The organism is Halopenitus salinus, assembly GCF_042662125.1.
GTDB lineage: Archaea > Halobacteriota > Halobacteria > Halobacteriales > Haloferacaceae > Halopenitus > Halopenitus salinus.
In genome coordinates, this window is the sequence record NZ_JBHSXL010000009.1 from 522,205 (window position 1) to 540,682 (window position 18,478).

The following is an 18,478-nucleotide window of genomic DNA, read 5'->3' on the forward strand; positions in this document are numbered from 1 at the left end:
ACCATCGACTTCGCCTCGCCGATCGCGGTTTCCAAATAGCTCCCCGCCGAGGCGACGGTATGGAGACGACCCGCCACTTCACCGCGACCGTCTACCTCGTCAACGACGGCGCGACGGCTCTACACCGACACGACCGGCTCGGGATCCGCGTTCCGCCGGGCGGACACGTCGACCGGGACGAGCTCCCCCACGAGGCCGCGATCCGGGAGGCCCGCGAGGAGACCGGCCTCGAGGCCGATCTCGTCGCCGACGTGACCCCGATCGAGGGGCCGAACGGACGCGGAATCCCCGAGCCGGCCCACCTCATGCTCTACGACATCAACGTCGATGCCGACGGCCGGGTCGGCCACCAGCACGTCGACCACCTCTATTTCGCCCACGCCGACGCGAGAGAGGTCGACCCGACCGGCGACGACGAGGTCGGCGCCGACGGGTGGGCGTGGTATACGCCGGCGGACCTCCGTGCGGGTTCGTTCGACGACGACGTCGTCGAGCTCGGTTGTGAGGCGATCGAGACGGTGATGGCGACGCGATGAGGCGTCGCCGGCCGGGATAACGCACCCCCGCCGGTCGGGATAACCCACCACCGCCGACCGACGCGATGATTCGGCGACCCGTATTCCACGAAAACGGCCGATCCACGCGGGCAGGCGTCAGACGAGCGTCGTTCGCCTCCGGAAACTATTTGCCTCGCCTCCGGTGACGTATCGCCAATGGATGCCGACCGTATCGACGTCGTGACCGAGTGGGAGGGCGAGACCATCTCGGACGGCTACGCCGGGCTGCGGCGCCTCGCCGACCGCGGGTTCTCCGGTGTCGTCACCGACGGCGCCGCCTGGCTGTTCATGTTGAACGGCCGCATCGTCGGCGTTTCCGACGGCGACCTCTCGGAGTTCGAGGACGCCTCCGGGACGGCCTACGAGGCCCCCCACGAATCGCTCCCGCTGCTGTTCGCCATGCAGGAGCGCGGCGGCGAGGTGCGAACGAAGTACTACACGAACGACACGCCCGTTTCCGAGGCCGACCGAACGCTCTCGGCCGGCAACTTCACCGGGTACATCGAGCTCTCGGAGAACGTGCTGTCGGGGGACTACTACGTGGCCTACTACGGCGGCGAGTCGCTGTCGGCCGCCTTCGTGGGCAACGCCCGACAGGTGAAGACCGGATCCGAGGCGTTCGAACTCGCCGACGACGAGGTCGGGATATACACGGTCTACGAGGTCGACCTCGACGTCAGGGAGGTTCCCGAAGCGAACGGGTCCGGGCCGGGTGGCTCCGCCGCCGCGGCCGGAGCGGCCGGAGCGGCCGGATCGACCGCGGCGGCCGGATCGGTCGACGAATCCGACTCGAGCGGATCCGAAGGCGGGATCGAAATCGGCGGAACGGACGCCGGGACCGATCCGGGCGGCGCCGATCGGGGCGATTCCGCTGATCCGCCCGACACCGGACCGTCGAGCGACGTCGACGAGTCCGCCGCGACCGATCCGGCCGAAGCCGATGAACCGGCCGGAAGCGACGACGTGCGCGACGACGCCCACTCCACCGCGTCGACTTCCGCCGAGGCATCTCCCGACGCCGGCACGAACGGTTCCGATCCGGCTGAGGAGGTCGAAAACACCGGGGAAGAGGACGTCGCGAGAGAGGAGAACGTCGCCGGAGAGAAGGACGTTGCGGGTGAGGGAGAAGATCCCGATCGCGCGGATTCGACCGGCGACTCGACCGGCGATCCCGCCGCTTCGACGCCCGATCGATCCCGGAACACGTCCGGGACTTCGCGGCAGACGCGAGCCGGATCGGATTCCGAACCTGACCGGGCACCCTCCGATTCCAAATCCGACCGGGCTCCATCCGGCTCCGGGCCCGACCGAAACCCCGGAACGCGGGCACGGTCGGGCGACGACTCCGATGTGCCGGACGACGAGGACGTCTTCTCGGAGGAGGCGGAGTGGCGGGAGGCGAAGTCCATCCCGTCGCTCGATCCCTCGGAGTCGCGACCACGTCCGCCGGAGGACGCGCGATCGGGGTCGGGCGGAAACGGCGAGCGTGGCGGCCGCTCGACGAGCGCGAGCGCCGCATCGGGAGCGACGTCGAGATCGGAGTCGAAGTCGGGATCGGAGACGAAGTCCGGATCGCGCTCGGGGAGCTCCGATCGGTCCTCGACGAGCGGGGACGAGCCGTCCCCGCGGACGACCTCGACCGCCGAGGAGCCGAGAGAGGGCGCGGTGACGGAGCGCGATCGGCCCTCGGTCGAGCGGAACCGACTGAACCGCGAGATCAATCGCCTCGAGAGCGAGCTCACGCAGGCGACGGAGGAGCGTGACGAGCTGGCGGCGGAGCGCGACCGGCTCGTCGAGGAACGCGACGATCTCGAAGCGGAGACGCAGCGTCTCGAGGAGCGCGTCTCGGAGCTCGAGGAGGAGCTCGATCGGGTTCGAACCGAGCTCTCGAACGCCCGCTCCCAGCTCCCGGAGGGGGAGCGAGTCATCTCCGCGGAGGAGGCCATCGCGGAGACGAACCTCTTCATCCGGTACGACTCGAAAAGCGGCGCCACGCTCCAGAAGGTCCACGCCGGCGAGGCCGACCGCGACGAGCTCGTCTCCAACCTCCGGATCGAACACCACACGAGCTTCGAGGACGACGACGTCGTCGTCGAGGGACAACCCTACCGGGAGTTCCTGACCTCGACGATGGAGTACGGGTTCACGAACTGGCTCGTCACGGAGCTGCCCTTCGAGATCCGCGAGACGGGCGCGATCGGCGGCCTGCAGGACCTCTATGAGGTGCTTCCGGAGATCGACCGCAGCGAGATCGGCGGAACCGTCTCGGTTACCTTCACCGAGAACGGGGAGGAACACCGCGAGCAGCGGACCTTCGATCTCGTCTTGCGCGACCGGATGGGCAACCCCCTCATCGTCGCTGACCTCAACGACGGTCGGGATCCGACCGTCGAGAGCTCGCTCAACGACCTCGTCGAGAACGGGAGTCGGATCGCCGAATCGAGCGAGGAGTTCGCCGCCGGCTTCGGGGTCACCTCGAGCTTCTTCGAGCCCGAGGCGTTGGAGGCGGCCGGCGACGCGACCGGCGGCGGATTGTTGAGCCGATCGAAGAAGCGAAGCTACGTCAAGATATCCAGAAAGCGCGGGTTCCACCTGTGTCTGGCCGAGTCGCGCGACGGCGGGTTCCACCTCACCGTTCCGGAACTGTAGATCGGCTCGTCCGGACACCAACCCTCGAGATCATCGCATTCTCGCGAACGCGGTCTCCTTGTGAGTACGGTACGGCGGCTCTTCGTGCCCCCGAGTCGTCGGACGTAGAAACGAACCGTCGCTGCCGTGTCAGTTCTCGACTTCGGCCGCGGAGTCGATCCGCATCTCGCCGAGCTTGTCGACGATGTCGTCGAGCTTGTCGTCGAGCTCGTCGACGAACTCCTGGGTGCGCTCGGTCGTGATCGCTCCCTGGCTCGACGGCTCGATGAGGTTCTCCTCCTCGAGCACGCGAAGGGAGTACCGGACCTTGTGATGTGGGTATCCCGTCTCGTTAGACATCTTCACGATGCCGATCGGCTCGTTGCCGATCACCATCTTGAGCACCTGCAGATGTCGTTCCAGCATGTCGACTTCCTTCTCAAGTCGGTCTATCATGACACATGTTAACTTGTCATGCCCCGATTTAAAAGTTGCTGTCCGAGGCGGAACGGGGTGTGTTGCCACGAACTACCACGCACGAGGTCTTAACCGTTCCGTTCGGATCGATCCCGATCGACGGTTCACGACCCGACGACCGACGGAACCGCCTCGATCGCGTCCTCGATCGTCCGGAGGGCGGACACGCCCTCGCGGCGGCCGACGAGCACCAGACACGTGCCCTCCGCGATCCCGGCCGCCTCGACCTCGATCCCGTCGATCGCGAGCCGGCGGAGGACGTACGCGAGCGCGTTCGCGTCCAGGTCGCCGTCGGCGACGATCGCGGTCGCGGAGCCGCCGCGCTCGAGGCCGATCCCGGCGATGGAGAGGACGTCGCCGTCGGAGTCGTCCCCCGAATTCGCCACGGAGACGCCGCTTCGCATCGAGACGCTGGCGGACGTCGGGACGCGGTCGTGCTCCGGGAGGTCGGCCTCGAACCGCCGCAGCGCGGTCGCGACCGCCTCCGGCTCGTCGGGGAGGTCGAGTTTCGGATCGTCGATCAGCCACGTCGCGGCGGCGGCGTAGTTGAGCACGCCGGCACACAGCCCGGCGTGAACGAACGGCCTGGCCCGGACGGCCTCGCGAGCGTCGGCAGCGAGCGACATGTGAAAACACGGGCGTCCGTGAGGTATAGGTCTTCGCGGTCGTCCTCGAACGCGGGGCGCGGCTGCGGTCCTCGCCGTCGTCCCCGCGGCCGCCACGACCGACGCGAGAACCGTCGTCGTCTCCGAAGTCCCTAAGGCCGACGCGGCCCCAGATCGACGCATGCAGTCGCTGGTCATCGTGGCCCACGGGTCACACCTCAATCCGGACTCGAGCGCGCCCACACACGACCACGCGGACACGATACGCGAGGTCGGCGCCTTCGAGGAGGTGCGAACGGGCTTCTGGAAGGAGGAGCCCCACCTCCGCGAGGTGCTTCGAACCGTCGAGGGCGAGGAGGTGTACGTCGTCCCGCTTTTCATCTCGGAGGGCTACTTCACGGAGCAGGTGATCCCCCGCGAGCTTCGGCTGTCCGGATGGGACGTCGACCGCTGGGGATCCGACGGGCTCTCGGCCGACCAGGCGACGCTGGCCGCCGCCGACACCGGACAGACGGTCCACTACTGCGGCCCGGTCGGGACCCACGAGGCGATGACCGACGTGTTGGTTCGACGCGCCGAGACGGTCACCGGGGATCCGGACGTCGGCGAGGGATTCGCCCTCGCCGTCGTCGGCCACGGGACCGAACGCAACGAGAACTCCGCGAAGGCCATCGAGTACCACGCCGACCGGATCCGCGATCTCGACTGCTTCGAGGAGGTGCAGGCCCTCTATATGGACGAGGAGCCGGAGGTCGACGACGTCACGGACCACTTCGAGACCGAGGACGTCGTCGTCGTCCCGCTGTTCATCGCCGACGGCTTCCACACCCAGGAGGACATCCCCGAGGACATGGGGCTCACCGACGACTACAGAACGGGCTATTCGGTCCCCGCCGAGGTCGACGGCCACCGGATCTGGTATGCGGGCGCGGTCGGGACGGAGCCGCTTTTGGCCGACGTCGTCCTCGAGCGCGCCGCCGACGCCGGCGCCGACGTCGGCGACTCGCTTTCGGCCGTCCGCGAGACCACCCGCGTCGCGACGGGGGATGACTAGCCCGATGGACGCGCGTACCGACGCGAACGCCGACGGCGATGCCGGCGATGAACGTCCTCACGATGAACGCACTGGCGACGACACGCCGAACGACGTGCCCGCCGTCGCCCTCCCCGACGCCGCCATCGACGCCCTTCGGGCGGCGGTCGACGCGGAGGAAGGCGATGACGCTACCACCGCCGATCGTGGTACGACGCTCGTGGCTCCTGGCTTCCGCCTGGCGCGGACCGCCGACGGATACACCCTCGAGATCGACGGGGACACGCACGCGGACCTCTCGGCCGACGAGTTGACCGACCTCGCACGCGATCACCCGATTCCCGTCTCCGACTGGTACTTCCACGAGCGGATCGTCGACGACGCGGGACCCCGCGGATCGTTTCTCCGGTGGCTCGAGGGGGTCGATCCGTTCGACGATGATGTCGATGGGGGTGACGACGGCACGGGCGGCGGGACGCGGGACGATCACGCGGGAGCCGCCGAGGTGCTCCGCGACCGCTACGCGGCGCTTGCCGACGGCGTGGTCCGCGAGTGGGGGGAGCTTCGGATCGGGACGACCCTCGAGAGTGACGGCACGCGCCGGTACGAGATCCGCCACGTCGACGCCGCCGACCTCGAGCGCGAGCATCTCGAGGCCCACCACGATCCGCTTGCGGCACGCGGTATCGCGACCTACGACGAGGACGATCGATACCGGCCGCTCAAGACCGCCCCGTCGCTTCCGACCGGCTGGGTCTTTCCGGACCTCGAGGCCCGCGACTGCTATGAGACGGTCGAGACGTTCTACCCCGCCACGATCGCGAACTGGTACCGGGAGGGTCGAGGCGAGCTGGACGTCACCCACTGGCACGAGGCGATCGAACGTCAGACCGGGATCTACGGCGTCATCGAGACCTGGGACCGCGGCGCGGGCCACGAACACGTCGAGTGGGTGGCGGAGACCTGCTGTGTTGACTCCCAGTGTCTCAAGCGGCGCGAGTGGGACTACGACGCGGAAACGCCGCTCGACGTCGACGGCGGCGACGGCGCGTTCCCGTGCCGTGAGCCGTGCTCGCTCGTGATCTCGGCGGCTCGACAGTGGACGAAACTGGAGGGCGAGCGGGAACGCACCTACGAGTTCGATCTCACGCCGAGCGAGAAGGAGCAGGTCGAAGCGATCATCGACGCGGTCGCGGACGGACGCGTTCCGGAGATCCGCGAGGCGGACGTCTACGAGGGCGCCAACCGATATCGGACGCGGTTCCTGCGCGCGAAGCGGTTCGACGAGGACGGCAACCTCTGTGGCGTGGAGACGGATCCGGACGCGGAGTGATCGACGGTCGGCTTCGGCCTATCGGAACAGGACCACCGTCGCGGCGACGACCGCGACGAGCACGACCGCGGCCCCGAGGATGACCGCCGGCGTCTGGACGGTCACGCCGACCGCGACTGCGACGATGGCGGCGATGGCGGCGACGACGATCGCGGGGAGGATGCTCCCGTCGAGCGTCGAGTCGACCGTCCCGGCCGCGCGTTCGACGGCGGAGGGTTCCGGATCGCGGTCGGGGGGCTCCGCGAGGGACTCGTCGACCACGACGGACCGCTCGCGCTCCGGCGGCGGCTCGACGATGACCGTCACGTAAGTGCTTCCGGATCCGTGGCCGACGACGAGCTTGAGCTTCCCGCGCACCGTCGTCTCCGGTCGGTCGGGGTCGACGTCGACGTGGACGATCCGCCGCGACTCCGCCTCGAGGTAGTGGTTCGTCGTCGCCACTCCCGCCACTCGCGAGAGGTCGTCGTCGACGTTGAGGTGGACGTGTGCGGCCTGTCCGCGGTTGTCGATGGCGACCTCGAAGGGACCGTCCGTGGTGATCCGATCCGGTGCGTCGATCGAATGGACCCCGTCGCCGTTCACCTCGACCGGGAGCGTCTGCACGCACACACCTGGGAGGCCACGGTAGAAAAAGGTTGACGCCGATGGGCGCTCGTTCCCGGTCGACGAGGGCGCGAGCGAGACGGAACCGCGTTCATTTTCCCGCAGCTATTTGTCGACTGGCCGTGAGGTACGCTCCCGTATGAGCGACGAACCGGGCGGGACCAACATCGAGGGGGACGCTCCCGTCGTCGAGACCGTCGTCGAAACCGATTCGGCGACGATCACCGACGATTCGGAGCTCGAACGGACGCTCGGGTTGACCGGCGGGCTCGCGATCGGCATCGGGACGATGATCGGCGCGGGGATCTTCGTCTTCCCGGGGCTCGCGGGCGCCGCGGTCGGCACGGCCGCGACCGCCTCGTTCGCGGTCGGCGGGGTCGTGGCGCTGCTCGTCGCCCTACCCGCCTCCGAGCTGGCGACCGCCATGCCGAAAAGCGGGGGCGGCTACTACTTCATCTCCCGCGGGCTCGGTACGCTCGCGGGGACCGTCGTCGGGCTCTCGCTCTGGCTCGGGCTCGTGTTTGCGACCGCGTTCTACCTGGTCGGACTGGGGTTTTACGCGCTGGATGCGCTCTCCATCGTCGGGATCTCCGTCGGGGCCGATCCCGGCGTCCTCGTCTCGGTGATCGCCGTCCTGTCCGGGATCGGCTTCACCGTGGTGAACCTCACCGGGACGGAGAACGCGGCGCGGATCCAAAACGCCATCGTGGTCCTCCTCCTGTCGATGCTCGTGGCGTTCCTCGTGTTCGGCTTGCTCGACGTCGCGGGGTTCGTCGGCGACGAATCGACGGGCGGGACCGAGGCCGATCGCTGGACGGTCTTCCCGATACTCTCGACGGCCGCGCTCGTGTTCACGTCCTACCTGGGGTTCGCCCAGATCGCGACCGTCGCCGGCGAGATGAAACGCCCCGGTCGGAACCTCCCGCTGGCGATGATCGGGTCCGTTCTGGTCGTCACGGTCATGTACGTGTTGACGATCCTCGTCGCGACGAACGTCTTCGATCGGACGCAACTCGGCCAGCTCGGCGAGACGGCGATGGTCGAGATCGGCCGCGAACTGCTCGGCGTCGGGGGCGCCTTCGTCATCGTCGTCGGCGGACTGCTCGCCACGATGTCCTCGGCGAACGCGTCGATCCTGAGCACCTCCCGGGCCATCTACGGCGTCTCGAAGGACGCGCTCCTCCCGCGGTGGGCCAGCCGGATCGACCTCCGGTACGGGACGCCCTCCGTCGCGCTGGGAATGGCCGGCGGCCCGATCATCGTGCTCGCGGCGACCCGACAGGTCCAGCTTCTCGCGGAGGTCGCCTCGTTTCTACATCTGGTGTTGTACGGGCTGATCTGCGTCTCCTTGGTGGCGATCCGCAGGGACGCCCCCGAGTGGTACGACCCGGACTTTCGCGTCCCCGGCGGACCGACGATCCCCGTCCTCGGCGCGATCGCGAGCTTCGGACTCATCGCGTTCATGGATCCGGCCTCGATCGGCGTCGGCCTGTTCGTCATCGTCGGTTCCGCCGGGTGGTACCTCTATTATGCCCGCGACGTGACTCTCAAGGGGGTCCTGTAATGACACGCGTGCTTGTTCCGGTGGCGGTTCTCGAGGGGGAGGCGGTCTCTCCCGGCTTGATGTCGCTTCTCGGGAGCGTCGACGTGACCGTGCTCGGCTATCACGTGTTGCCCGAACAGACGCCGCCGGATCAGGCCCGCCTCCAGTACGAGGACCGAGCGACGGACGCGCTGGTGGATCTGAGCGAGGAGTTCCGATCGGCCGGCGGTGCCGCCGACCATCGACTCGTGTTCACACACGATCGCGAACGGACCGTCGAGCGGGTCGCCGAGGAGATCGACGCGAACGCCCTGGCGATCACGGGAGTGACCGGGGACGTCGACCGGCTCCTGGTCTCGATTTCGGGCGACGTTTCCATCGACCGCGTCATCTCGTTCGTCTCGGATCTCGTCGATGGCCGCGACATCGGCGTAACGCTGTTTCTCGCCGCCGACGAGGCCGAGGCGGGGACCGCCGACGAACGGCTCCAGTCGGCCGCGGCACGGCTCCGAAGCGAGGGGATCGACGTTCGGACGTCGCTCGCGATCGGAGCGTCCCCGATCGAGGGCCTCCTCGGCGAGGTGTCCGGACACGACGCGATCGTCATGGGGGAAACGGCGCCGTCGCTCAGCTCGCTCGTCTTCGGGGACGCGTCCGAGCGCGTCGCGTCGGCGTCCGTCGGACCCGTGCTCGTCGTTCGAAACGACGGGACCGTTGACGACGGGACTATTGACGACGAGGGCGTCGACGACGGGGCGTAACGACACCTCGAGGGGAGGACCCGCTCACCCGACTCGGGCCGATCGCCCGATCCGCTAATCGCGAAGCAGCTCCACCGGCCGCTCGTTTGCGGCCTTCCAGGCCGGGTAGAACCCGCTCAGCAGGCTCGCGACGATCGCGAACCCGAATCCGTAGACGAGGTATCGAAACGCGTTCCACTCGAGAACGAGGGTCGCGTCCTCGAGGAGGACGTGATTCAACACGAGTCCGACCCCGAAGGAGACCACGACGCCGACTGCGCCGCCGATGACGCCGAGGAAGACCGACTCGGCGAGGATCATCCGCAACACCTCCCCCCGCCGGATCCCGACGGCTCTGAGCACGCCGATCTCGCCGCGGCGCTCGATCGTGCTCATCAACATCACGTTGAGGATCGCCACGCTCGCGACGACGAGCGAGATGGACCCGATCCCGAGGAGCGCGAGGTTGAGCGTGTTCAAAAACGAGTCGACGCTCTCCTGGATGCTGGCGGGGGTGGTGGCGCTCACCATCTCCTCCCCGCGGTCGTTGATCTGCGTTTCGATCGTTTCCGCGAGTCGCTGTGCCGTCTCGCCGTCCTCCGCGAGAACGGTGACGCTCGTGTAGTACTCCTCCTCGCGCAGCGCGTCGATCGGCACGACGACCTGGCCGCCACCTCCCGGACCGAACCCCTGTTCGGACTCGAGGATCCCCCGAATCCGGTAGAGTCGGCCGTCGTACGAGATTGGATCGCCGATCTCGAGCCCGAGCTCGTCGGCGACGTCCGCGCTCACCAGCGCGCCGGCGGTGAGCCGGTCGGGTACCTCCCCCTCCTCGGCGTCGTAGAGCGCGTCGGCCCGCTCGACGCCGGTCACGCTCACCCGCGCACCCTCCCCGTTCGCCTCGAGGATCGTGTCGCTCGACTTCCGGGGAATCACCGCCTGGCCGGCCACGACCGTCTCGATCTCGCGGACCTGCGCGTCGGTGAGGCCGTCCTCGAGGTTGTCCTCGCCGGTCGTGACGGTGACCTCGTTCGTCAGGCTCCCGAGGTCCTGTGTCGCCTGGTACTGGATGGCGGCGCCGGCCATCCCGAGCGAGGCGATCGCGATCACGCCGATGGCGATCCCGAGCGCCGCGAGTCCAGTCCGGACGCGATTTCGACCCAGGTTCCGCCACGCCATCAACACGCTCGGGAACCGCCAGAGCCGTTCGATCGGGTTCATCGTATCTCCCCGTCGACGAGGTTGACCGTTCGGTCCGCGTACTCGACCAGCTGTTCGTCGTGTGTCACCGCCACGATGGCGACGTCCTCCTCGTTTTTGAGCCGGGTGACCTCGTCGAGGATCGTCGCCCCGGTGTCACGATCGAGGTTCCCGGTCGGCTCGTCGGCGAGCAGCAGGTCGGGTTCGTTGATGAGCGCCCGGGCGATGGCGACGCGCTGGCGTTGTCCCCCCGACAGCTGATCCGGCGTGTGTCGGAGCCGGTCGCCGAGTCCGACGCGTCGAAGCAGATCGATCGCCCGGTCGTGGCGGTCGACGTCCGTCTCCCACATCGACGGGAGCTCGACGTTCTCGACGGCGGTGAGCATGGGAAGCAGGTGGAAGTCCTGGAAGACGAACCCGATCTCCGATCGCCGTTCCTCGGTGAGCTCGTCCCCGTCGAAGTCGGTCACGTCGCGTCCGTCGATCCTGACCGTCCCCGAGGTCGGCGTGTCGAGCAGGCCGATCACGTTCAACATCGTGCTCTTCCCGGACCCGGATGGGCCGATCACCGTGACCATCTCCCCGCGGTCGCCGTGGAAGTCGACCCCCTTCAGCGCCTCCACGGTCTCCCCGCCGCTTTCGTACCGCTTTCGCACGTCCGTGAGTTCGACGACGCTCATCTCGACTCGTCGGATGAGCCGCCGCGTCGTCGCCAGATCACGGCGCCGATCCCGATCGCGGCTACGAGGGCGACCGCTGCGAGGGCCGGCAGGCCGATACCCGGCGGCCCGCCCGAACCGGACCCCTCGGAGTCGGCGGCCTCGGCCGCCCCGGGATCGCCGACGTCGACCTCCACGATCCGCGAGAACTCCTCGCCGTCGACGGCGTACTGGACGCGAATCGGGAGCGTCTCGACGCCCGCGGAGGCGTTCGCGGTGAGTTCGAAGGTCCCGAACTCGCTCGCGTCGATCGCGCCGATGAAGTACTCGCGGTTCGGCGGGACCGGGCGGACGCCCTCGGACCCGACCACCTCGACCCGCACCGACCGTGCGTCGCCGCTCCCGACGTTCGCGGCGTCCCCGGAGACGACGAGCGTCGACTCCTCGCGGTCGAACTCGAGGCCGGAGAGGACCACATTGGACGCGGATTGCGGGGCGTACCGCATCGTCTCACTCGTCGTTCGCCGCTCGCCGGCGGCCGTGTAGTCGGCCTCGATCGACACCTCGCCGGGCGGCACGTCGTCACCGGGAAGGACCGCCGTTCGCGACTCCTCCGCGGGCACGTCCTCAAGGAGGGCCCGCTCGACGGTTCCTCCGTCCGCGACCGCTCGGAGCCGTACGTCGCGGAGCTCCGCGTTCCCGTACTCCGCGAGCGTGGCCTCGATCACGGTGCTTCCGTTTTCGACCCCGATCGACGTCGTCAGATCGGCGTCGACGGTCGCCGGCTCGACCTCGGTCGTGATGGTCCGGTTCGCCGTCCGAGTCGTCCCGCCGGCGACGTCGTACGCGAGGGTCGCATCGAGCGTTCCGGTTCCCGAGTCGGGATACGTTACACGATAGGTGTAGGTGACCTGCGCTCCCGATTCGACGGTGGCCGCCACCCGTTCTGCGTTCTCGACGCGTGCGTCCCCGCCGACTTCGAGCCGCGCGTTCGAGATGGCGCCCGACCCGCCGTTGGAGACGGTGACGTTCATCTCCGTCTCCTCGCCCGCGACCGGGTCGACCTCGTCGGGGTCGGCCACGGAGAGGACCACGTCGTCCGGCTCGGAGACGTCGACGTAAAGCGGGAACCGCGCGTGGCTCGGGCTCCCGTTTTCGGTCCGTCCGATGGCGTGGACGGTCAGACGCTTCTCGCCGCGCTCGTCGATCCGGACCGGAAGCGGAACCCGTATCGACTCGCCGGGCGAGATCGCGCCGACGTCCTCGGCCCTGGCGTACTCGGTCGCGCTGTCCGTCTTCCGTATGTAGACGTCGGTCACCGCGACGGCCTTCCCGTTGCCCTGTGGATTTGCCACCTCGGTGGTCACCGTGAACGTCTCGCCGGGCGCCGGTTGGTCGATCGAGGCGTTCGCCGACCGGATCGAGACGTCGGTCGGTGCGGACCCGGCGACGCTCGCACCAACCGAGATCGAACCGACCACGAGGATCGCGGCGATCGCGAGCGGGACGGTTCTGGTCATCGCGATCGCGGCGAGACGTCGGTTCGTGGCGCCGGACCGTTCGGCCGTCGATCGCTCGAGGGAGGATCGTCCGTTCCGCCGGGGCGTCGCGGGAACCGTGGAGGGGGTGTCGTCGTCACGTGTTCGGACACGGTCCGTAGGTACTTATCGGTGACCGTGGGGCCAATCGAGTCTCAACGGGTGATCCCTCCAACGAGAACCGCCGGGATCTCCGAAACCGCAACGGAACGATTGTGAGACGTCGGATCACAGTTCCGGCATTCGTCGGAGACGTTGGCCCCCATCTCCATCATGGGTGGCGCCTCCCCTCGTCGAGGGCGGGACAACGATCGAGATCCCTGCCGATCGGACGTCCACAAAATTCACAGCATACCGGCTTTATGACGGCGTTTTCGGATTCCGTCATCGCAGATCTTCCCTTAGACGACCGCCGTACGGCGACGACCCGCGTTCGGATCCGAAAGCTAATCGGTTAACTGTGGGGAAGATCTCGAAATTCGATTCTGCCGATAATTGGGCGTACAGAGGATTTACCGTTGGTTTAACAATAATCGACACGACAGATGAATCGGGATGGACTCGCCGGGATTTGAACCCGGGGCCTCTCCCATGCCAAGGGAGTGATCTACCACTGATCTACGAGCCCGCTCCGCGACCGATCGTATCCCCGGTTCCATCATAAGGGCTTCGAATCGGCCGTCTCCCGGGAGTCCCTCACACGGCGATCGCCTCATAGCCGTTCGGAGTCGATCGTGACCTCGAGATCGACCTCGCGTTCGCGCCCCTCCAGGTCCGCCACGGCACGCTCGACGATCCGAACCGCCTCCTCGCGCACGAGCGGGATCACCCGCCGGAGGACCCACTCCACGGAGACGAACCGTGGAAGATCGAGCGCGTCGGAGTTCGCCGAATCGGGATCGAAGCGGACCGAGAACTCCACCTCGCAGACGTCGGCGTGGGCCGCGGTGTCGTCCTCGTCCGTGACATCCACGCCCGCGGTGTCGGCCTGCTCGACGTCCCCCTCGATCGCCGTGATCCCCCAGTGGCCCGTCGCGTCGATTCCCTTGCGGATCGCCCAGTTGATCCGCTCCGGCGGGGCGATCTCGGTCACCTCCGAGCGAACCGTGTAGGTGAGCCGCCACCAGCCGAAGGTCAACGCGTACCGGGTTCCCGGCCCGCCGTCGCCGTCGATCCGGCGAACGTGTTCCAGGTGTTCGGAGTAGCGGGCGTACCGCGGGAAATCCACGAGAAACTCATAGACCGCCTCCGGCTCGGCATACACCGTCGTCCGGACCACGAGTTCGTCCACGGACGTCGTTACCCCGGACGAGTCTTAAAACCGGCCGTCGAACGAACGGGACGCCACGACCTCGGTGTGCGGCCCGTCGCCCATCACTTGGGCGGCCCGACCGCCTTCCACCGACCGCGTTCTACGTCTGCTCGCGTGAGCCGATCTCCCGGTAGATCCACATGGCGGCGAGGTAGGACGCCACGAAAAGCAGGAATCCGACCACGAACCCGAACAGCCGGCGACGGCCCAGCCCGCCGGGGACCAGGTACGCCAACCCGGCGAGCGCGATCAAAAAGACGAGGACGCTGAAGGCTCCCGAGAGGAGATAGACGCCGAGATCGGAATCGAGTCGGTCGCGCAAATCGCTCACGAGGAAAGGTTCGCCGGGCGTCCTCAAAACCTCCCCGGTCCTCACGTCGTCCGGGCGTCGACGGCCTCCAGTTCGAGGAGCCCGTCGTCCTCCGTTTCGGTCCCCGTTGGCGTCTCCGTCTCGGTGGCTGTTTCCGTTTCGGTAGTCGCCTCCGTCTCCGTCTCGGTGGCCGTCTCCGTTTCCGTTCCGATGATCGGGTCCTCCGTTTCGGTCGGTGTCGGCGTTGCCGTCTCGGTCGGCGTGTCGGTCCCGTCGCTCGTCCCGGTCTCGCCGCCGGACGTTGTCGTGCCCGTGGGCGTTTCCGTCCCGTTCGTTCCGCCGCCGTCGGTCCCGCTCTCCCCGCTCGCGTCCTCGCCGAAGATGTCCGTCTCGATGGTACGCTCCATCGTGTCGAGGGGGATCCGGACCGTCGATCCGCCGCCGTCAGACAGGTTGACGCGCAGGTAGAAGTCGGCTTTGAGCGTCGTAACCTGTTCGTTCTGGAGGTGGCTGACCCACCACTCGTCGAGGTGCTGGTTGTCGAGGCGGAAGGTGGCGTCGATCGTCTCCTCGCCTCCCGGCGGAATGACGTAGGGACCCCCGCTTTCACCGCTTCCCATGTCGATCCCGTTCATCCCGATGTCGTAGCCGATCGAGGAGATCGTGACCGGGAACGACCGCGGGTTGTACACGACGAACTGCATGCGGATCTCGGTCTCGTTTTCGGTGACCGTTCCCCACTCGCCGCGGGTCTCGCGCACGATCAGTACGGGATCGGGAACGATCGCGCTATCGGCGTTCAACTCGCGGTCCTCGTCGGAGTTGAACGCCTCGATGAGGTCGGTCTCGATCTGCCGTTCGACTGCCGGCGCGTCGAAGGACCGGCCGAGAAGCGAGGAGTGGACGTCGGCGTGAACCGTGAGCGTCGTCCGCTCGTCCGCGCGCAGGTGGCTCACCCACCATGCCGGAATGCGCGTGTTGTTCATCTCCGAGGTCGTAGAGAGCGTCGAGTTTCCGCCCTCGATCGAGACGCCCTCGCGGGTTCCGTTGGCCATCGGAATGTCGTTCAGACGGACCTCGTAATCCACCGTGAGCCCGCCGGCCGTCACGCCGATCGGGTTGGGGTTGTGGAGGTGGATGTCGGTCTCGATCTCCGTCACGTTCTCGGTGACGTTGCCGAACCCGTTGTCCACGCCGGTCACGCTCGGCGTCCCGAGAATGCCGAGGGCGACCGCGCCCCCGACCAGAAGCACGATGCCGCCGATGCCGACGAGGAGGAGCCGCCGCCGGCCGACCGATGGGATCCAACTCGGTGCCATGCTGTCGTACGCGGAGGTTGCGGCGGGACCGTATAAAGGTGGTCGACGCGTGACGGTCGAAGGACGGGGCTGACGGTGAGCCGGGACGGGACTAGCGGCCGAACCAGGACGGGACTATCGATCGAACGGGACGGAACCGACGTCGAACCGAGACGGGATCGACGGCCGCGTTGAGACAGGACTAAGTGTCGCGCCGCGAACGTCCGAGCATGACGGCTGGTATCACCGGATCGGACAAGGGACTCGGCGTCGGACTGGCGTTCGCGGCGATCGTCGTGCTCGGAGCGGTGCTCATGTACGTCGGACCGTCACAGATCAACCGTGCGGCCGGCTTCGGCGTCGCGATGGTCGCGGCGATCATCGCGGTCTCCGCGTTCCACCTCTTCGAGTGACTCGGCGGGAGCGATCGGTCGCCCCGCCTCGTTCCGTTTAAATATCGCCGACACGTAATGTCGACAATGACGGAGTATACGGAGGAGGAAAAACGGATCCTCGCGTACCTCCACGATAGCGTCTCCCGCGGCGAACAGTACGTTCGCTCGAGGACGATCGCCGACGCGATCGGGCTCACCGCCAAGCAGGTCGGCAGCCGGCTCCCGAACCTCGCCGAGAAGTCCGAGGAGGTCGACATCGAAAAGTGGGGCCGCGCCCGCTCGACCACCTGGCGGGTCACCCAGTCCGCACCCTGAGCCCCGGGATCCACCCTTTTTTAACCATCCCCTCGCGTAGCGGTGAATATGACCGTCCGTGTCTCGCGGACCTTCGAGTTCGACGCCGATCCCGACGACGTGTGGGCGTTCATCTCGGATCCGGGCAAACGAGCCGACGTGATAAGCGTCGTCGAGTCCTACGACGTCCACGACGACCGACGCGCCACCTGGCACATCAGCCTCCCCATCCCGATGGTTCGATCCACGATCGACGTCGAGACGAGGGAGGTCGAACGCGACCCGCCGACCCGGGTGAAGTTCGTCGGGAAGTCCCGCGCGCTTCGAGTCACCGGCGAACACACGATCGAGGCCATCGAGGGCGGCTGTCGGCTGCGAAACGAGTTCGTCGTCGAGGGGGCGCTCCCCGGCGTCGAGACGTTCTTCAAGCGCAACTTCGAGGCGGAACTCGACCGGCTCGAGCGCGAGCTCCGCTCGGATCTCGGCCTCCCCGCGGGCGCCGAAAGCGACACCCCATCCCGGACCGACGGCTGATCCGACCCGATGACTGAACGCGATTCACCGACCGCTCCCGCCGCGGACGCCCGGTCGACCCCGATCGATCCCGGAGCCGAGGCCGACCCGATGCGGATCGCCTGCGTCCAGCTCGCGATCGAGGGCGGGGACGTCGCCGGGAACCTCGAGCGCGCGCTCGCCGCGGTCGATGACGCGGCCGATCGCGGCGCCGACCTGATCGCACTCCCCGAGCTCTTCGACGTCGGATACTTCGCCTTCGACGCGTATCCCCGTGCCGCCGTGAGCCTCGAGAGCGAGCGGCTCGAACGGTTCCGCGCGCGGGCGGCGGAGCACGGCGTCGCCGTCCTCGCGGGCACGATCGTCGAGGACCTCGGCGCCTCCGCCGAGGCGGGACTCGCGGTCCCGGACTCGACGGGGCTGGCCAACACGGCCGTGCTGTTCGATTCGACCGGCGAGCGGCGGCTCGTCTACCGCAAACACCACCTGTTCGGCTACGAGTCCGCGGAGGCGGAGCGGCTCGTGCCCGGCGAGCGGCTCACGACCGCGGAGCTGTCGGGCGTCCGGATCGGCGTCACGACCTGCTATGACCTCCGGTTTCCCGAGCTGTATCGACGGCTCCTCGAGGAGGGCGTCGACCTCGTGATCGTGCCGAGCGCGTGGCCCTACCCGCGGGTCGAACACTGGCGCACGCTCGCACGAAGCCGTGCGATCGAGAACCTCGCGTACGTCGCCGCCGTCAACGGCAGCGGGAGCTTCGACGGCGGCGACACCCTCCTCGGTCGCACGACCGTCTACGACCCCTGGGGAACGCCCGTTTCCACGACCGACGACGCCCCGGACGTGGTCTACGCCGACGTCGATCCCGGCCGAGTCGCCTCGATACGCGAGGACTTCCCCGCCCTTCGCGATCGACGCAGCGATCGGTGAGAAGTACGAGCTGACCGTGAGGGGAAACGCGAGGTGGCCCGGGAAGGAAACGGCGCGACGGACGGAGAAGGAAACGTCCAGACGTATCCTCGGTTCCATACATTTATTCGGGAGCACGCAGTAATACCCCTCGCCGGTGTTTCGGCGCTTTTCTCGTCGAAACGTCGGTATCGATCCGCTCCCGTCCCGACCGTCGGGTGATGTGGACGGACCGTGGCTGGATCCGCCACGTCCGTCCCGCCCGCGCACATCACCCGTCACCGCTCCCGTCGTTCGTGAACGAACGCCGACGCTCGAGACGTATCCCCGCGATTGGAGAACTAATTCACGATCATCGTCATACGTCCGTGAAATTGATCGAAAGACGTGAATCAGTCGGCATCTCCGCATCGATATTCACTCATCGAAAACTTCGATGGACGTCCGTCGCTAGTTTTGACGCGAAGAGGCCGGTTATATCGCCTCGAGCGATGATCATCTATCGGCGTCCGCGTTCCGCGATCGACGCCG

The 18,478-nt window shown here is 67.7% G+C and carries 19 protein-coding genes and 1 tRNA gene; 10 read left to right on the forward strand and 10 right to left on the reverse strand.

Going from position 1 to position 18,478, the window contains the following annotated elements:
- Window positions 1-59: 59 nt before the first annotated feature.
- Window positions 60-536: an NUDIX hydrolase gene (locus tag ACFQE9_RS12100; protein WP_379744868.1), complete on the forward strand. Its 477-nt coding sequence runs from the start codon at window positions 60-62 to the stop codon at window positions 534-536.
- 177 nt (window positions 537-713) lie between these two features.
- Window positions 714-3,206 carry a DUF7527 domain-containing protein gene (locus tag ACFQE9_RS12105; RefSeq protein ID WP_379744871.1) on the forward strand — a complete coding sequence of 831 codons (2,493 nt, stop codon included), beginning with the start codon at window positions 714-716 and terminating at the stop codon, window positions 3,204-3,206.
- Window positions 3,207-3,335: 129 nt separating this feature from the next.
- Here the strand turns inward: ACFQE9_RS12105 and ACFQE9_RS12110 are convergent, their stop codons facing one another.
- A complete protein-coding gene (locus tag ACFQE9_RS12110) occupies window positions 3,336-3,641 on the reverse strand; it encodes a hypothetical protein (protein WP_379744874.1) in 306 nt (101 codons plus the stop codon).
- A gap of 125 nt (window positions 3,642-3,766) precedes the next feature.
- Window positions 3,767-4,288, reverse strand: coding sequence for a DUF7523 family protein (locus ACFQE9_RS12115; protein WP_379744877.1), 522 nt, complete (start codon window positions 4,286-4,288; stop codon window positions 3,767-3,769).
- A 160-nt stretch (window positions 4,289-4,448) separates the two neighbouring features.
- Between ACFQE9_RS12115 and ACFQE9_RS12120 the strand changes: the two genes are divergently transcribed.
- Both ACFQE9_RS12120 and ACFQE9_RS12125 read left to right on the forward strand, forming a co-directional pair.
- Entirely contained in the window at window positions 4,449-5,321 is an 873-nt protein-coding gene (locus ACFQE9_RS12120; RefSeq protein ID WP_379744880.1) for a CbiX/SirB N-terminal domain-containing protein, read from the forward strand.
- 4 nt (window positions 5,322-5,325) lie between these two features.
- A complete protein-coding gene (locus tag ACFQE9_RS12125; RefSeq protein WP_379744883.1) occupies window positions 5,326-6,633 on the forward strand; it encodes a DR2241 family protein in 1,308 nt (435 codons plus the stop codon).
- An 18-nt stretch (window positions 6,634-6,651) separates the two neighbouring features.
- On the opposite strand, the gene ACFQE9_RS12130 is transcribed toward ACFQE9_RS12125, so the two are convergent.
- Complete coding sequence (locus tag ACFQE9_RS12130) at window positions 6,652-7,236, reverse strand: DUF7524 family protein (protein WP_379744886.1); 585 nt, start codon at window positions 7,234-7,236, stop codon at window positions 6,652-6,654.
- 139 nt (window positions 7,237-7,375) lie between these two features.
- On the opposite strand from ACFQE9_RS12130, the gene ACFQE9_RS12135 reads away from it, so the two are divergent.
- Both ACFQE9_RS12135 and ACFQE9_RS12140 read left to right on the forward strand, forming a co-directional pair.
- Window positions 7,376-8,800, forward strand: coding sequence for an APC family permease (locus tag ACFQE9_RS12135; RefSeq protein WP_379744889.1), 1,425 nt, complete (start codon window positions 7,376-7,378; stop codon window positions 8,798-8,800).
- The gene (locus ACFQE9_RS12140; protein WP_379744892.1) at window positions 8,800-9,540 is read left to right on the forward strand and encodes a universal stress protein; all 741 of its coding nucleotides are present in this window, start codon (window positions 8,800-8,802) and stop codon (window positions 9,538-9,540) included. The genes ACFQE9_RS12135 and ACFQE9_RS12140 overlap by 1 nt, the downstream gene beginning before the upstream one ends.
- A gap of 54 nt (window positions 9,541-9,594) precedes the next feature.
- Here ACFQE9_RS12140 and ACFQE9_RS12145 read toward each other — a convergent pair whose 3' ends face one another.
- From ACFQE9_RS12145 to ACFQE9_RS12175, 7 genes are all read right to left on the reverse strand, one after another.
- Complete coding sequence (locus tag ACFQE9_RS12145) at window positions 9,595-10,740, reverse strand: ABC transporter permease (RefSeq protein WP_379744895.1); 1,146 nt, start codon at window positions 10,738-10,740, stop codon at window positions 9,595-9,597.
- Window positions 10,737-11,399: an ABC transporter ATP-binding protein gene (locus tag ACFQE9_RS12150; protein WP_379744897.1), complete on the reverse strand. Its 663-nt coding sequence runs from the start codon at window positions 11,397-11,399 to the stop codon at window positions 10,737-10,739. The genes ACFQE9_RS12145 and ACFQE9_RS12150 overlap by 4 nt, the downstream gene beginning before the upstream one ends.
- Window positions 11,396-12,898, reverse strand: a complete 1,503-nt coding sequence (locus tag ACFQE9_RS12155) for a COG1361 family protein (protein WP_379744900.1) — start codon at window positions 12,896-12,898, stop codon at window positions 11,396-11,398. Before ACFQE9_RS12155 ends, ACFQE9_RS12150 begins: the two co-directional genes overlap by 4 nt.
- Before the next feature lie 574 nt (window positions 12,899-13,472).
- Window positions 13,473-13,544: transfer RNA gene (locus tag ACFQE9_RS12160), tRNA-Ala, on the reverse strand.
- A gap of 84 nt (window positions 13,545-13,628) precedes the next feature.
- Window positions 13,629-14,207 carry an SRPBCC family protein gene (locus ACFQE9_RS12165; RefSeq protein WP_379744903.1) on the reverse strand — a complete coding sequence of 193 codons (579 nt, stop codon included), beginning with the start codon at window positions 14,205-14,207 and terminating at the stop codon, window positions 13,629-13,631.
- A 121-nt stretch (window positions 14,208-14,328) separates the two neighbouring features.
- A complete protein-coding gene (locus ACFQE9_RS12170) occupies window positions 14,329-14,559 on the reverse strand; it encodes a hypothetical protein (protein ID WP_379744906.1) in 231 nt (76 codons plus the stop codon).
- A 41-nt stretch (window positions 14,560-14,600) separates the two neighbouring features.
- Window positions 14,601-15,857, reverse strand: a complete 1,257-nt coding sequence (locus ACFQE9_RS12175) for an LEA/WHy family protein (RefSeq protein ID WP_379744909.1) — start codon at window positions 15,855-15,857, stop codon at window positions 14,601-14,603.
- A 209-nt stretch (window positions 15,858-16,066) separates the two neighbouring features.
- On the opposite strand from ACFQE9_RS12175, the gene ACFQE9_RS12180 reads away from it, so the two are divergent.
- From ACFQE9_RS12180 to ACFQE9_RS12195, 4 genes are all read left to right on the forward strand, one after another.
- Window positions 16,067-16,249, forward strand: a complete 183-nt coding sequence (locus ACFQE9_RS12180) for a DUF7525 family protein (RefSeq protein ID WP_379744912.1) — start codon at window positions 16,067-16,069, stop codon at window positions 16,247-16,249.
- Window positions 16,250-16,315: 66 nt separating this feature from the next.
- Window positions 16,316-16,546, forward strand: a complete 231-nt coding sequence (locus tag ACFQE9_RS12185; RefSeq protein ID WP_379744915.1) for a DUF7123 family protein — start codon at window positions 16,316-16,318, stop codon at window positions 16,544-16,546.
- Window positions 16,547-16,594: 48 nt separating this feature from the next.
- Window positions 16,595-17,059: a CoxG family protein gene (locus tag ACFQE9_RS12190; protein ID WP_379744918.1), complete on the forward strand. Its 465-nt coding sequence runs from the start codon at window positions 16,595-16,597 to the stop codon at window positions 17,057-17,059.
- 90 nt (window positions 17,060-17,149) lie between these two features.
- Window positions 17,150-17,968: a nitrilase-related carbon-nitrogen hydrolase gene (locus tag ACFQE9_RS12195; protein ID WP_379745605.1), complete on the forward strand. Its 819-nt coding sequence runs from the start codon at window positions 17,150-17,152 to the stop codon at window positions 17,966-17,968.
- Window positions 17,969-18,478: the final 510 nt, after the last annotated feature.